Raw genomic sequence first — 14926 nt, forward strand, 5'->3', positions numbered from 1 at the left:
CGTAGTCTTGGTGATGGTGGTAAGTGCAGTCTTGCCCATTATAGCGTAGGTCTGATTATCAATCTGGTAGGTGGCTTGGGCCGTCTGAATGCTCTTGGCGCAGGCTTGGGCGCCGGTGTCATAGGCGCGCTTCTGAGCACCCAGCAGGTTGGGGATCAGCACAGCAGCCAGGATCCCGATAATGGCGATGACGATGAGCAGCTCAATCAGGGTGAAGCCTTCGGTGTTGTTCTTCATGCTGTACTTGTTGTTCATGGTGGTTCTCCTTGTGCGCGTTCGACCTGCCGGATAATTTATGTATGGGTCCGGCCCGCCTACTTATGGCTTGCAGGTGCGGGTGTCTCCCGTCCTGCTTGAGCTAACTGTACGAAGACGTTTCTTACAGCCTCCTTTCACAGTGAAGGTCGGTTCATGAAGACTCATCTTCATGATCACGGGTATGTGTCCCTGCAAGGAAAGCCGCCCAACCGTGCCACTCGCCCGCGTAGGTCTTATTCGGCGTACTGGGCAGGCCCGGGTACTTGTCGTACTCGGCGGCATAATCACGAAAAGACTGAATTCCCGCAGTGTGCACCAGGCGGCTTGCCTCGGCGTATAGAAGGAACCGGCGGGGTTTCGGCGCGAGGAATGCCGCCCAGCCCTCCCACTCGCGGTATAAGCGCTCCGGACTTTGCGGCAGACCTTCATGTTCGCGGTACCGGGCATGGTACGTGCGGGAGTCTGTCCACCCTTGTGCCTGCACCAGTGCCTTCAACTCTGCGTACGACAGCCAGGTTTTCTCTGGTGCAGCAACGCCCAGGAACGCCGCCCATCCAGGCCAGCCTGGCAGGCGCTCCGGCGCACGCGTGAGGCGTGGATCCTTAAATGCCACACGGTTGTACATCTGCCGTGTGGTCAGTCCCAGTTCGCGCACCAGTCGCTGCGAGGCTGCCAGATCTAGAGGCTTATGGCGGATATCTTTCACGCTGCTCTTCCCGAGGTACACGCTCCAGCCGGGCCAGTCCGGGTAGAACGTCTGCGGGTTGCTCGCCAGACCAGGGTGCTCCCTGTAGCGCCGCCGATATTCATACTGATCCTTAATGGCCAGGGGCTTCACAGCCGTCATGGCCTCCGCGATGGGCAGAAACTTCAGTGGGCGGGACGCGAGAAAAGCTGGCCAGTTCTCCCACGAGGGCTCATATGCTTGTGGGGGGCTACTGGGCAAGCCCGGCACTTCCCGGTAGCGGGCGCGGTACTGGAGAATCGTCGAGATGCCCAGGCGTTGCACGGCCTCACGCGCCTCGTGATAGGTCAGGCGGGTCATGTCTGGTAGTTTTCCACAGAATCTTCAGCCGATAAACCACTCCAGCACCGACACCATCCCGGACTGCTCCCCAGTGATGGGATCTACAGCGCGGTTCCCCATCCATGTCACTGCGCACCTCGATCTCCTCTCTTCTTCCAGTACCCTTAGCCCACAACACCACAAAGAGTCCACAGCATCAGACCACTGTAGGTCGCCGCACACCCTGCGCGGATCGGTGGCCACCTAAGTCGAACACAGATCTGTGCACTTTTTGCACTGTCCCATTCGTAGAATGGACAGACTGTTGGGGAGGTCCATGGGTCTTCGAGAATTAATCCGCGAGATGCTTGAAAAGCGAGGGGAGTTGCCAACACCGTCCGGGTCACGGGTGCCGGACAAGGTAGACCGACCTGCGATCAACGGTGACGCCACCCAGCGCGGCACCTTGCCAGAACCAACCTTCGCGGCGCTTGAGCTCGATGATCCGGAATCGGAAGTCAGCAGCCTCCCAGTTCCCCCACAGCCGAATCAGGTCCAGCCCCCGCAGCAAGATGCGGTCGGTGGATCTGGAGAGTGCGCCGCGGTTCTGTCCGACGTTCCCAGGGTGGAGTTGCACACAGATTTAGCAGAGGGGATCTCGCCGGCACCGGCCCCTACCCAAATAAATATGTCCGGGCGATGGTCTGCACTCCAGAATGAGGAGGCCTCGCCAGGTTCCTTCCTGTGGCAAGCACGTCAGAACGTGAATCACACGCGGGATGCTGGCGTCCACGTGCCCCTCCAGAGCTACTGGATCACCTACGATCACCTGGACCACGGTCAGGCAGACTGGTACTACTTCTGGCGCACCCGCCTTCGTGCTGGCGAAGCCCTTCCTACCGACCTCAGCTACCTTTTCCTGCATGTCTATGAGGTCCTGAATGGGATCGGCTTTGAAACGGCCGGCGAGGCCTTCGCCCACCTGCACAACCTTTGGCTGACTTACCGCGAGGAGCATCCCACGCTGGACCGCTATCTGGCGCCGTGGCTCACCGACTTCGTTCACTACCACCGGTTAAAGGACGCCGCCGCCCAGAGTTGGCTGACTGAGTCCGGGCACTACAGCGACGGCGATCTCGGTCTGACCAACTGGGCCCAAGACGGCGACCGCAGGAGCATGCCCGCCGCTGTCTTCGATCACCTGGTGGGCACCGCCCTCAAACAAAACAAGTTTTACCAGGATCACCTCAACCAGGCTGAGTTAGATGATCTGTTCCGGCGGGCGCTGCTGCTCACGGACGACTTCTACACGGTGGAAACCGGCCAGTCGGTCTATCTCCATCTGGCCCCACAACAGACCCAGCACATCATGAGGCGCACCTTCGAGAATGCCGCTTTTGAACATCCCACTTTCTGGTATCCCGCCGGCACTCTGCGGCCTTACAGCGAGGATGGCCGACTGTTTGACCTCTTCACCTGGGTGGTGCGTTTCACTGAAAATGGTGCCCGCGCGCAAGCAGGCTCCATATCGGTGTTGCAGGACGCAGAACTCCACGCGCCCCTGATGGCCTACCTGAACCCCCATCTGTTTCCAGAGAATCAACCAGAAGCGGCGCCCAGACCGAGCCCCAAGCGTCAACGTGAAGAACAGGCGATGCGCCTGTACCTCGAAGATCAGCAGAAAAGGAAGGAGGCCAGACTACAGGCCTCATCGCCTGCCCCTCAGAATACACAGCCGCCGCCACCCCCAGCCGAACAGCAACGCCGCACCGTGGCCCCCGAGGTCAGCCGACTGGCCGCGCTGCGCCAAGAATCCGAGGCGCGCCCGGAGGAAACCCTTGACGAGGTGAAAGCTGAAGCGGCCCGCATCCTGCTGCTTGAAACGTCCTCTATCACGGTCTCTGCTCCAGTGGCTGTACCAGTGACTGTGCCGGTCCCTGTGCTGCCCACGCCGCACCCCCCACTGCCCGAGACCCTCCCCGTTATCCCCCAGAGAATGCGCCCACGAACGGTGTACGCCAATCTTTACCGGCCCACACCAGTGCTCCCATCCCCCCAGCCAGAACACCCTTCCAGACCTGCACCGCCACCGATGCCGACGGCCTCACTGGGTGGTGCAGCACCCTTACCTCCTCTCCCTGGGGAAGCGTCCCTGAGGCCATCAGCAACTGTTCCCTCCGCTCCCCGGCCAGACCGCACTGGATCTGTCCAGTGCACCCCATCGACTCTTCTGGGGCCAGCCACCATGGCCCCCCGTAATGCACCCGTACCCCTTCCCACGGCTTCGCCGCCGACATCGGTGACCCATTCCAGCGCAGCCGTGACCCCCTCCTCTTTTCCCCTGCCCGGAGCCGTGTCCGCAGCGGTTTTACCCCTGCCTGGTCTGCCTGGGGGAGCGTCCCTGAGGGCACCAGTAACCCTTCCCCCCAGCCCCCCGCCAGACCGTACTGGGTTCGTCCAGCGCACTCCATCCATTCCTCCAGCGTTAGCTACCCTGGTCCTCCTGACCCCGCCCGTGCCCACGGCTTCACCGCCGACATCGGTGACCCATTCCAGCGCGGCCGTGACCCCCTCCTCTTTTCCCCTGCCCGGAGCCGTGCCCGCAGTTGATTCACCCCCGCCTGGTCTGCCTGAGGGAGCGTCCCTGAGGGCACCAGCAACCCCTCCCCCCAGCCCCACGCCAGACCGTACTGGGTCCGTCCAGCGCACTCCGTCCATTCCTCCAGCGTTAGCCCCAGGCTCTTTCGCTCCGCCTGGAGTGATGCCTGGAATGGTTTCACCCCTCCCCGGTCTGCCGGCGGTGCCGATGCCCACGCCGACCATGCGGCCAGCGCCGTCCCCTGCGCCTGTTCCCAGCATCCTGCCCGCCACCGCGCCGCCACCAAGGCGGATTCGTCTCCCGGGGACAGCGCTGCCCGGTCAACCGCCGCCCCCGGCAGGAAGACCCCAGCCAGCACCGGGGCGCCTGACCCAGCGTGAGCGGGCCGAGCGCGAGGCGGTGCGCATCAGTGACCAGTACAACTGGGCCCGTGGTTTCGTGCTGCTCGCCGACAACCTGGACCGCGAGCGCTGGGGACAACTCCTCAGCAAGATCGAGCAAAAGATCTCCGAGGGGATGACGCCCGAAGAATTTGAACTCGCGCTGCAACTGCGCGGCTACTGGCATGGGCAGAGTCATTTTCAGTCGCCGCGTACGGCGCGCTACGACAGCCTGCCCTGGGATCTGGCGCTGGCCTTGATTCGCCGCTGCGCCGGCATGCCCTGCATCGAGGAGATGATTTTTCTGATCGAGCGAATCTACGACTGCGAGCGGCTTGATCACAGTGGACGCTTCTCGCCCCTGCGTCATCTGTCTGCCTTCAGTCCGCGCCTGTGGGCCATTCTGGAGCAGGCCGATCCTGACCTGGATCTGGAGTACTGGCTGAGCGTGCAAGAGGCCAGATGCTTGTCCCGGTGATCGGCAGTTTTGTCCTGGATGCCCGTGACGGACAGTTCGGAACAGTCACCGCCCATCAGGGCGACCACCTCCAGGTGACCTGGGGAGATGGGCGCGCCGCGCGGGTTGCACGCCGCCACCTGCGCTGTGGGCTGCAAATCGGTCAGATGATCCTTGAGCAGCCCCGCAGCCTGCGGCCTTCCCTGGGCGAGGGCCGCGTGCTGGACCTGCGCACGCTGGGTGGGCGCGAGCAGGCGCTGGTCGAGTTCTGGGAACCCTCCGAGCGCCACTGGCTGCCCTGGGAAGGCCTGCTGCCGATCTGGAGCGCGCAGGCCATGTACCAGCACGGCGTCACGCCCCCCACCGGCTACGCCGAGAAATTCAGGCTGCGGCAACTGGGCCGCGCACTGCAACACTGGAACCAGACCACCGGTGCGCTGGCCCAGGTCGACATCGATCCACTGCCGCACCAGCTCCACCTGGTCCACCGCATCCTGTCCAGCGGCAACCTCAACTGGCTGATCGCCGACGACGTGGGCCTGGGCAAGACCATCGAAGTCGGGCTGCTGCTCACCGCCCTGCGCCAGCGTGGGCTGCGCCGCTTTTTGCTGGTGACCCCGGCGGGCCTCACGCGGCAGTGGCAGGCCGAACTCCGGGAGCGCTTCGGCATCACCCGGGCCATGGTCTACGGCGAGGACTTCGAGATCAGCGATCCCGACCAGTGGCCCTTGTTTGAAGTGGTCATCGGCTCCATGGACCGCTTCAAAAGTGAACGTCACCTGGAGCTGCTGCGTCAGTCAGGGCGCTGGGACATGATCGTCTTCGACGAGGCCCACCGGCTCTCGCGCAGCCTCTACGGACTGTCCTACACCACCTCTGAGCGGTACCACTTGGCCGCCACACTGCGCGCCATGAGTGAGAATGTGTTGCTGCTCAGCGGCACGCCCCACCAGGGAAGAATCGACAAGTTCGAGGCACTGCTCGAGTTGCTGCGGCCCGGGGCCGAGTGGCGCGCGCGCATCGCCGGGCTGCGTCTGGAACCCCAGCTCCTGTCGGGGCTGGTGATCCGCAACCGCAAGGCTGACGTCACCGACGCCCAGGGCAACTTCATCTTCAAGGGCAAGGTGACCCGCTCGGTGGCCGCGCCGCAGGGCCAGGAAGAGGCCGACTTTGACCACGCGCTGCGGCGTTACCTGCGCCAGGGCTACGACGCCAGCCGCCAGGGCGGACAGGCCAGCCGCGCCATTGGCTTCGTCATGACCATCTACCGCAAGCTCGCCGCCTCCAGCGTCGCGGCCATCGAGAAAGCCCTGATCCGCCGCCTGGCCCGCCTACGCGCCCAGCTTGAAGAGGAGTGGGCAGGCCGGGAGGACGCGGGGGCCGCACCCAGCGCCCGGGCAGCCGCCGGCGCCAGCGAGGAGGAGCGAGAGGACGACCTGTTCATCGAAAGCGAGGAGCGCGTCACCGGGGGACGCACCGAGTTCTTTGGCGGCGAGACCGAACTTCTGGAGGACCTGATCATGCTGGCCCGGGGCCTGCGCGCCAATGACACCAAGATGATGGCCTTCAACCAGGCGCTGGTGGCCACCATCTTGCAGGGTAACCCGGATGAAAAAGTGCTGATCTTCACCGAGTACCGCAGCACCCAGGACTATCTGGTTGAGGCCCTGCAAGCGCTCAAGCCAAGCAAGGTTGACGTGATCAACGGTGGCCAGAATCTTGAGGCGCGCGCCGCAGCCATCGCCCACTTTGAAGAGGAGGGCCAGTTCCTGGTGTCCACCGAGGCCGGAGGCGAGGGCTTCAACCTGCAAAAAAAGTGCCATATCCTGGTCAACTACGATTTGCCGTGGAACCCCATGCGCCTGGTCCAGCGCGTCGGGCGCCTCTACCGGTATGGTCAGGAGAAGCCGGTGGTGGTCTTTAACCTCAACACCCAGGGCAGCCTGGACGACGAGATCCTCTTCGGGATGTATGACCGACTCGAGCACGTGGCCGCCGATCTGGCGGGGGTCGCCGAGGAGTACAAGGACGGGCTGCAAGAGGACATCGTCGGGGAGATCGCCAGCTTTCTCGACATCGCCGACATCCTGGCTGAGGCCAGCGGACACACGCCGCAGCGCACCCAGGCCCGCATCGATGACGCCCTAGAGCGCGCGCGCCAGATGGCCGCGCAGCAAAACGACTTTCTGCGTCACTCCAGCGGCTTCGATCCCAGCGCCCTCAAGGGCGAACTTCCCATCGGCGAAGACCATCTGGTGGCCTTTGTCGAGGGCATGTTTGCCCAGCTCGGCGTGACGGTGAGTTCACGCCTCTACAGCGGCCGGGTCTGGGAGATCAAGCTCAGCGAGGACCTCCAGCAGCAACTGGGGATGAACCAGAACCAGCGGATCGCGTTTGACCGCACGCTGGCCCGCGCGGCCAAGGCCACGCTGCTCGACGCCCACTCGCGGCTTCTCGCCGCACTGTTCAGGGCCGCCGCCGCTTACGAGTTCGGAGGCCAGATCGCGGCCGCCGCGCTGCCCGGTGACCAGGTGATGTGCGGGCAACTGCGCTGGCAAGATGACCGGGGGCTGCCGCTCAGCGAACGCTACATGGCGCTGGTCCGGGACGGCGGCCAGATCCAGGTCAACCCGCCAGCCTTCAGTGAGTGGCTGCTCCGCCCCGCTGAGGACCAGCACGTCCTCGCCGCCCCGGACGCCGCAGCCTGGAGTGACTTCGAGCAGCAGATGAACGCACTGCTTTCTTCTGGAGCCACCGACGAACTTCACCCATCGGGCCACCACGTCAGCGGAATGGGTTGGAATAGCGGGGATGAGCGCCAGAACGGACCGTGATCCGGCCAGTTCTCTGGTCAGGTGTGGTGCGTGTTTTTGGAGTTGGCGTTTCCATCCTCGCCCCTCGTGGCCACAAGCAAGAGAAAGGCCGTAGACACGGGGAGGGGGAGGGGAGACCAAGAGCCCCCCGAATGGAACCTGGGGGCCTTATGGGAATGCAACAGGTTCTGAAAAAGCTGACACTGGACTGGCTGGCACCGACGGAGACCAACGTTGCAGACCCTGGACGGGCGCCTGGACTGGATCCACAAAACCCCCGGCCTGAAAAAGACGCCCAGACGGAAACGCCTGGGCGGTTTAGCCAGAGGTGGCAGACGGGCTGCCACGAGAGGTGGAGAATTTCCAGGGGGCAGGCGACGTTACAAAGAGATCCTGGACAGTGCTGGGCAGTTGAGGTCAGATCGGCTCGGAGTCGGATCAGTCAAGGTTGCGCAGCCCACGCCACCGCAAAGTTGCCGCTGCTGAACCGTAACACCCCTGAGGGATCTCGCGCAGCATCGCGCGGTAGGTCACGCCAATCAGCGCCATTTCCCGGGGGCTGCCGCCCGTGGCCACCTTGTCGAAATCGCATTGCAGCATATACCGGACGAACCAGGTGCACGCGTGAATGTCACCCTCTTCGATGTACCGCGTCATGTCGCGCAGGATGTCGTCGGGGACGCTGTCGAGAGCTTCGCGGGTCCAGCGCATGGGGCTAACTGGCATGCGGTTCCTTAGCGGCCTTCAGGGGGCCACACTGCACGCCGGGGCCGCGCAGAGCGGTGTTGCGGAAAGTGGGGTGGTGGGGTGAGTGATTCATGTTGACCTCCGCCGGAATGAACGTTCCCAGCAGCCAAACTTTAGCACGCCAAAATGCCATATTTTGCGTCTGGGACGGCATAAAACGCACATCCCCTCGCACCCACTTGCAGAGCTCCTCGCAGCTTGTAGGGAACCCCGCCAGCAATGGCGTGAGCTGACCAGACCACTTCCCGGTTCGTCGAAGGTTACTTTCTCCAGATCGCTCAGGTTGAGGGGCGGTGTCCCGTCGTCGGCTCAGAAGTTAACGACAAAAGGGACAGCGACAACCGTGTTTCAGACGTCAAAATCCACGCCTGTCCCTGTGTCCCTCAAACTTGAGTGGACCAGGGCAACGCTGCAAAGTAAAACGATTTGTGGGCTTCCAGTGAGTATTTCCGTCCTACACTGTGAGACATGAAACCTGTTTCAGGTCGCCCTCCAGGAAATCGGCCCGGCATCCCAGCCAGCATCTGCGCCGCGACTGCCCAGGGGGCCAACCCGGTACAGACTTCATGATCACCGAGGCCGACACCTGCCGCCAGTACATCCTCCCCAAGCTTCAGGCCGCCGGCTGGACCGATGACCTGATCCGCGAACAAAAAACGTTCACCGACGGCCGCATCCTGGTCCAGGGCCGCAACGCCAAGCGCGGCAAGCAAAAGCGCGTGGACTACCTGCTGTACAGCCGACTGCACTTCCCCATCGCCGTGGTGGAGGCCAAGGCGGCGTACCTCGCCCCCGGCCAGGGCCTCCAGCAGGCCATCGACTACGCGGTGGTGCTGGACCTGCCTTTCGCCTACAGCACCAACGGTCACGGCATCGTCGAGCATGACTTGTTGACCGGCCAGGGGCGTGAACTGGACGCGTTCCCGACGCGAGCGGAACTGGTCAACCGCCTGCATGCGCACCGGGGGCTGTCGCCGGAAGCTGAGGACCGTCTGCTGATCCCTTATCACCTGGGGGACCGGATCCCACGCTATTACCAGACCATCGCCATCCAGCGGGCGTCTGAAGCCATTCTGAAGGGGCAAAAGCGGGTGCTGCTGACGCTGGCGACGGGAACTGGCAAGACCGAGATCGCCTTTCAGATCGCCTGGAAACTGTGGCAGGGACGCTGGAACCTGAGCGGCATGAACCGCCGCCCACGCATCCTGTTTCTCGCCGACCGCAGCATTCTGGTGGATGACCCCAAGGACAAGGGATTTGCGCCGTTCAAGGGGGCGCGCCACAAAATCGAGGGCGGCGTGGTCAACACGAGCCGTGACATGTACTTTTCTACTTACCAGGCGCTGGCCGAGGACGAGGTGAGGCCCGGCCTGTACCGCCAGTACCCGCCCGACTTTTTTGACCTGATCATCGTGGACGAGGCCCACCGGGGATCGGCGAGCGAGGAGAGTTCCTGGCGGGCCATCCTGACCCATTTTGGCGCGGCCATCCAACTCGGCATGACCGCCACGCCCCTGCGCCAGGACACCCGTGACACCTACGACTACTACGGCGCGCCGATCTACGAGTACAGCCTGGCCCAGGGCATCCAGGACGGTTTTCTGGCGCCGTATCAGGTGCGCCGGGTCGTCACCGATGTCGACGCGGTGGGCTGGCGGCCCACTCCAGGGCAACTCGACGCCCACGGGCGCGAAATTCCAGATGGGGTCTACAGCACCAAAGATTTTGAAACGTCCATCTCGCTTGAGGCCCGCACCCAGGCCGTGGCCCGGCATCTGGTGGACTACCTGCGCTCCACCGACATCATGGATAAAACGCTGGTGTTCTGCGTGGACCAAGAGCACGCCCTTCAAATGCGCTCGGCCATCGCCCAGCTGCTGCCCGAACAAATGAAGCAGCATCCTGACTATGTGGCGCGCGTGGTGGCCGACGAAGGCGACATCGGAAAAGGCCACCTGGCAAACTTCCAGGATGTGGAAAAAAAGACGCCAGTGATCCTCACCAGCTCGCGGCTACTTTCCACCGGGATCGATGCGCCGATGGTCAAGAACGTGGTGCTGTTCCGGGTGGTGGGCAGCATGGCGGAATTCAAGCAGATCATCGGGCGCGGCACCCGGGTGCGCGAGGACTACGGCAAACTGTTCTTCACCATCATCGACTACACCGGCAGCGCCACCATCAACTTTGCTGACCCAGATTTCGATGGCCCACCGGTTTCCACCACCGACATCACCATGAGCGAGGAAGGTGAAACGAAGCAGGAAGAGACGGTGACGGAAGCACAGCTCGAGGATGGCGCGCCGTATCCCACAGGCCAGGCCAGCCTGCAAAACGATGACGAGGGGCAACCGCGCAAACTGGTGATCCGGGACGGCGTACAGGTCAAGATTTTGCACGAGGTGGTGCAGGAACTCGACGCCCAGGGCAAACAACTCCGCACCGTGAAGTTCACCAGTTACGCCGCAGACCAGCTCCGGAGCCTGTACATGAGCGCCGAGGAGTTTCGTGACCAGTGGGCTGATCCTGATCCACGCGAACGCCAGAAAATCATCGAGGCTTTGGAGGAGCGCGGCGTGGTCTTAAAACATCTGGAGCAGGTCATGGGCCGCGAGGACAGTGACCCCTTTGACCTGCTGTGCCACCTGGCCTTTGGCGGCCCCCTGCAAACGCGCAAACAAAGGGCAGAGGCGGCCAAAAGCCACAAAGAGGACCTCTACACCACTCATGGGCCAGTGGCGCAGACCATCCTGGACCAGTTGCTCGATCAGTACGCCGAACATGGCATCAACGAGCTGGGCGGCATAGAGGTGTTCAAGGTGCTGCCCGCCACGAAGCACATGAATTTCAGCGAAGTCGGACGGGCCTTCGGCGGCCAGAATAAGCTGCGGCAAGCGCTGGATGAGTTGCCCAGACTGATCTACGCGTGAGGTGAACCATGGGACAGTACACCAGCTTCATCAAGGATTTTCCCGCCCGTTGCCGCGAACTCCTTGAAACCTACCCGGAAGAGCGGCTGCGGCGCGGGCTGCCAGACCGCTCGGTCACCACGATGCTGTGCGTGGCTTCGGCGGTCCTGACCATTCCAAGAGAGCGTCTACAGCAAAACAAACTCAGAAATGGCACGGACGTCTCCCATCCAGAGCGCCAGAAATTTGAACAGGCGAGTGCAGTCTTCGATGCCGACCAGAATGCGCTGTTGACGCAAAGTCGCTACTGGTCGGTTCTCCAGGCGGGTGTGCAGTTCAAGGTGCAAGCGCGGCCCACTGAATTTAATGTGGCGGCTTACGGCAGTTTTCCAGAGGACTACCAGACCTGGGAATTTTTCCGCGTCCTTCGCAACGCCCTCGCCCACGGCAACATCTATACGGGATTTGATCCAAAACGGATCACCAACCTCACCTTCGGATCAAACCCAACTGACAAGCGGGCCAAAGCGCAAGGTCTCGAGCTTTCAGACTATGAACTCATCACCCTGGAAGTCGATGCCCTCTCGGCTTTTTTGCACGTCTGGCTGGACTTTCTGACTGAGCTGCCCCTGCCCGAAGCTATGCAGAACACCGGGCAGGCGGCAGACTGAGCAGCGATGACCCGCACCTCTAAAACAAAATCCAAAGTCGCACCCTCCACCGCCCAGCGCCTCTCCAGCGTCATCAAGAGCGTGCGCGACATCATGCGCAAGGACAAGGGCCTCAGCGGCGATGCTGACCGCCTGCCAATGCTGACGTGGCTGATGTTTCTGAAGTTCCTGGACGACTTGGAACAAGGCCACGAGGCCGAGGCCGCGTTCGAGGGGCGGCCCTACACCCCGATTTTGCACGACATGTATCGCTGGCGGGGCTGGGCGCGCAGTGACCTTCAGGGCGATGACCTGCTCAAGTTCATCAACAACGAAAAGTACGAGTTCACGCCTGGCGAGGACGTCCCCGGGCTGCTGGCTTACCTCCGCAACCTGCAGGGCGAGGGAAGCCGTGACCGCCGCACCGTGGTGGCCGAGATCTTTAAAGGCGTTCAGAACCGGATGATCGATGGCTATCTGCTTAAAGAGGTGGTGCAGAAGCTAGATACGCTGGACTTCACGTCCAGCGACGAGAGCCACACGCTGGGCGCGTTGTACGAGGGCATGCTCAAAGAGATGCGCGACGCCGCCGGGGACGCGGGCGAGTTTTACACGCCCCGCGCCGTGGTGCGCTTTATGGTCAAGGCGCTGGACCCGCATCTGGGCGAGACTGTGCTGGATCCCGCCTGCGGGACGGGCGGCTTTCTGGTGGAGGCCTTTGAGCATCTGCGCGGACAGGTCAAGACCACCGACGACACCGAAATCTTGCAGACGCGCAGCGTGCTGGGCGGCGAGGCCAAGCCGCTGCCTTACCTGCTGGCCCAGATGAACCTGACCCTGCACGGCCTGGAATCGCCGCAGATCGACAGTGGCAACAGCCTGCGCCACAACCTGGCTGGCCTGGGGGACCGCGACCGGGTGGACGTGATCCTGGCCAACCCCCCATTCGGCGGCGAGGAAGAAAAGGGCATTCAGAACAACTTTCCCGCCGACAAACGCACCGGGGAAACGGCGCTGCTGTTCATGCAACTGATCATGCGCAAGCTGCGCCGTCCGGTGGCTGCCCACAAAGGTGGACGGGCAGGCGTCGTCGTTCCCAACGGCTTTCTCTTCGCCCAAGGTGTAGGTGCCCGCATCAAGCAGGAAATGCTAGAGGGCTTCAACTTACACACCATCGTCCGGCTGCCCAGCGGGGTCTTTGCGCCATACACCTCGATCCCCACGAACATCCTGTTCTTTGAGCGCGGCGAGCCCACGCAGGAAATTTGGTATTACGAACACCCCTTGCCCACCGGACAAAAAAACTACACCAAAACAAGGCCAGTGCAGTTTGAAGAATTCGCTCCTCTGCTCGCGTGGTGGTCCAACAGGGAAGAGAGCGAACAAGCATGGCGGGTGCCATGGGCCGAGTTGCATGAGGGTGCCAAGCAGGTTGCGGAGCCACTGTGGCAGGCTGCCCAGGCCGCAACAACTCGCGCCAACCAGGCAGCCGCAAAAGCCAAGGGGGCGGTCGGGGAGAGGGAGAAGCAGACTCTACTTGATCAGGAGAAACAAGAACTAGAAAGCGCACGTGATGCCCAGACTCAGGGCGATGCCGCGTACTGGCCTGTCTTCAACCTGGACAGCAAGAATCCCAACGTCGCGCCAGACTTGGAACATCAGCCGCCTGGGAAACTGCTAGCCGACATCTTGAGCAAGGAGCGACGCATTCTGACGCTGCTGGAAGAGTTGCAGACCGAGTTAGAACAGGGGGAAGCCGTTCATGCCTGAATGGGAACGAGTGAGTCTCGGCGAGATTCTCGAACAGGACGTAAACTACGTTGCCGAGCCCGAGCCGCGCATATATTCGAAGGTTTCAGTAAAACTTTATGGCCGAGGCGTTACACCAGATACCCCCGTCAACGGAGCAGACCTCAAAATGAAGCGTCATCAGCTCGCGGAGGCAGGACAGGTAATCCTTTCTGAAATCTGGGGTAAGAAAGGCGCTATCGGCCTGGTTCCTTTAGAGGGAAGTGGTGCACTTTGCACAAGCCATTTCTTTCTATTCGATATAGACCACACACGGGTAATTCCAGGGTGGTTAGAACTGATTTTCAAAGCTAATTACCTTGAGAAACAACTCAACTCAGGAGCGCAAGGGACAACTGGTTACGCGGCTGTACGGCCTAAGCATCTTCAAGCTGCCGAGATCCCTCTCCCGCCCTTGCCTGAGCAGCGGCGCATCATCGCCCGCGTGAAAGAGCTGCTGGACAAGGTGGAGGAAGCACAGGGTTTGCGAGACGAAATCAGAAAAATCACAGAACACCTTACAAATTTAACCGGAGATTCTAAATTTATCATCGGCCAAGGCGAACTGCTTGGTGATTTAGTTGATATTATTGATCCAAATCCATCTCATCGTTATCCTGAGTACACAGAAGAAGGCGTACACATCATCTCAACCACAAATTTTGTTGGACTTGATGACATAGAGTCAACAAGTGCTAAGAAGGTTCCCCGATCTTTCTTCGAGGAAACACTTGGCAAATTTAATCCCTCATCGGAGGATATTATTTTTGCACGTAAGGGAAAAATAGGTTATGCAAGACGTTATCCGTCAGCATCAAGGCTAGCAATGACCCATACATTATGTCTCATTAAAATAAAATCCAGCAAGCTTGATAGTAGTTATTTGCTTCATCTCTTGAGAAGCCGGGAATTCATTAGATATTTACTCGAAACAATGAACGATAATACAGGTGTGCCAACTTTAGGATTAGGGGTTCAGTACCGGACAACTCGATTTCAATAGCGTCCTGAACAGCATTTTTGACATTTGAGCATTTGGTTGTCATCTGGGACGGCGAAAGGCGGCTTCTTGGAGTTATGAGACACGAAGAAGCCGCCCAAATCGACGCGATCAAGTTTGCCCAGCTCTTGAAAGAGCGCTTCCCCTTTTTGCGACGCGATACCTTGCAACGCGTCGAAGACGCCATGTGTTCGCTGATCGAGCAACGCTCTACCAATCAACAGCAGTGGTCCCAGGCCATGCCTGGGACCAGCTCCCCAGAAGCCAAGAAGAAGCGTCTGGGACGGTGTATACAGGACCCGAAATTGAACGACGATTTCTT

General features: G+C 61.2%; 10 protein-coding genes and 2 pseudogenes. 8 read left to right on the top strand and 4 right to left on the bottom strand.

The features are described 5' to 3' along the window. On the bottom strand, positions 1-237 hold a 237-nt coding region (locus tag Q319_RS28775; RefSeq protein ID WP_034415806.1), incomplete at its 3' end, for a type IV pilin protein. 172 nt (positions 238-409) lie between these two features. Then, complete coding sequence (locus Q319_RS0118660) at positions 410-1303, bottom strand: integrase repeat-containing protein (RefSeq protein ID WP_029483960.1); 894 nt, start codon at positions 1301-1303, stop codon at positions 410-412. Positions 1304-1952: 649 nt separating this feature from the next. On the opposite strand from Q319_RS0118660, the pseudogene Q319_RS29180 reads away from it, so the two are divergent. Next, a pseudogene (locus Q319_RS29180) lies at positions 1953-2387 on the top strand (TerB N-terminal domain-containing protein); the annotation flags it as partial. A gap of 138 nt (positions 2388-2525) precedes the next feature. Here Q319_RS29180 and Q319_RS28780 read toward each other — a convergent pair. After that, positions 2526-2780, bottom strand: coding sequence for a hypothetical protein (locus tag Q319_RS28780; RefSeq protein WP_245619362.1), 255 nt, complete (start codon positions 2778-2780; stop codon positions 2526-2528). A gap of 1254 nt (positions 2781-4034) precedes the next feature. On the opposite strand from Q319_RS28780, the gene Q319_RS28785 reads away from it, so the two are divergent. Further along, the gene (locus Q319_RS28785; RefSeq protein WP_245619364.1) at positions 4035-4721 is read left to right on the top strand and encodes a hypothetical protein; all 687 of its coding nucleotides are present in this window, start codon (positions 4035-4037) and stop codon (positions 4719-4721) included. Beyond that, positions 4706-7534 carry a helicase-related protein gene (locus Q319_RS0118695; protein ID WP_051655550.1) on the top strand — a complete coding sequence of 943 codons (2829 nt, stop codon included), beginning with the start codon at positions 4706-4708 and terminating at the stop codon, positions 7532-7534. Before Q319_RS28785 ends, Q319_RS0118695 begins: the two co-directional genes overlap by 16 nt. Before the next feature lie 417 nt (positions 7535-7951). Here the strand turns inward: Q319_RS0118695 and Q319_RS0118700 are convergent, their stop codons facing one another. Next, positions 7952-8224: a hypothetical protein gene (locus Q319_RS0118700; protein WP_029483967.1), complete on the bottom strand. Its 273-nt coding sequence runs from the start codon at positions 8222-8224 to the stop codon at positions 7952-7954. 602 nt (positions 8225-8826) lie between these two features. Between Q319_RS0118700 and hsdR the strand changes: the two genes are divergently transcribed. From hsdR to Q319_RS0118720, 5 genes and pseudogenes are all read left to right on the top strand, one after another. Continuing rightward, complete coding sequence (gene hsdR, locus Q319_RS0118705; RefSeq protein ID WP_029483968.1) at positions 8827-11187, top strand: EcoAI/FtnUII family type I restriction enzme subunit R; 2361 nt, start codon at positions 8827-8829, stop codon at positions 11185-11187. A gap of 8 nt (positions 11188-11195) precedes the next feature. Further along, positions 11196-11837, top strand: coding sequence for a hypothetical protein (locus tag Q319_RS0118710; protein ID WP_029483969.1), 642 nt, complete (start codon positions 11196-11198; stop codon positions 11835-11837). 6 nt (positions 11838-11843) lie between these two features. Then, positions 11844-13586: a type I restriction-modification system subunit M gene (locus tag Q319_RS0118715; protein WP_029483970.1), complete on the top strand. Its 1743-nt coding sequence runs from the start codon at positions 11844-11846 to the stop codon at positions 13584-13586. Continuing rightward, entirely contained in the window at positions 13579-14607 is a 1029-nt protein-coding gene (locus Q319_RS26470) for a restriction endonuclease subunit S (protein WP_081846160.1), read from the top strand. Before Q319_RS0118715 ends, Q319_RS26470 begins: the two co-directional genes overlap by 8 nt. Positions 14608-14681: 74 nt before the next feature. Continuing rightward, a pseudogene (locus Q319_RS0118720) lies at positions 14682-14926 on the top strand (IS4 family transposase); the annotation flags it as partial.

This window comes from Deinococcus marmoris DSM 12784, assembly GCF_000701405.1.
In the GTDB taxonomy this organism is placed as follows: domain Bacteria; phylum Deinococcota; class Deinococci; order Deinococcales; family Deinococcaceae; genus Deinococcus; species Deinococcus marmoris.

Bases quoted from the DNA above. Each gene is read 5' to 3' on its own strand.
- Q319_RS0118660 (WP_029483960.1), bottom strand. From the start codon at position 1,303: ATGACCCGCCTGACCTATCACGAGGCGCGTGAGGCCGTGCAACGCCTG.
- Q319_RS28785 (WP_245619364.1), top strand. From the start codon at position 4,035: ATGGTTTCACCCCTCCCCGGTCTGCCGGCGGTGCCGATGCCCACGCCG.
- Q319_RS0118695 (WP_051655550.1), top strand. From the start codon at position 4,706: ATGCTTGTCCCGGTGATCGGCAGTTTTGTCCTGGATGCCCGTGACGGA.
- Q319_RS0118700 (WP_029483967.1), bottom strand. From the start codon at position 8,224: ATGCGCTGGACCCGCGAAGCTCTCGACAGCGTCCCCGACGACATCCTG.
- hsdR (WP_029483968.1), top strand. From the start codon at position 8,827: ATGATCACCGAGGCCGACACCTGCCGCCAGTACATCCTCCCCAAGCTT.
- Q319_RS0118710 (WP_029483969.1), top strand. From the start codon at position 11,196: ATGGGACAGTACACCAGCTTCATCAAGGATTTTCCCGCCCGTTGCCGC.
- Q319_RS0118715 (WP_029483970.1), top strand. From the start codon at position 11,844: ATGACCCGCACCTCTAAAACAAAATCCAAAGTCGCACCCTCCACCGCC.
- Q319_RS26470 (WP_081846160.1), top strand. From the start codon at position 13,579: ATGCCTGAATGGGAACGAGTGAGTCTCGGCGAGATTCTCGAACAGGAC.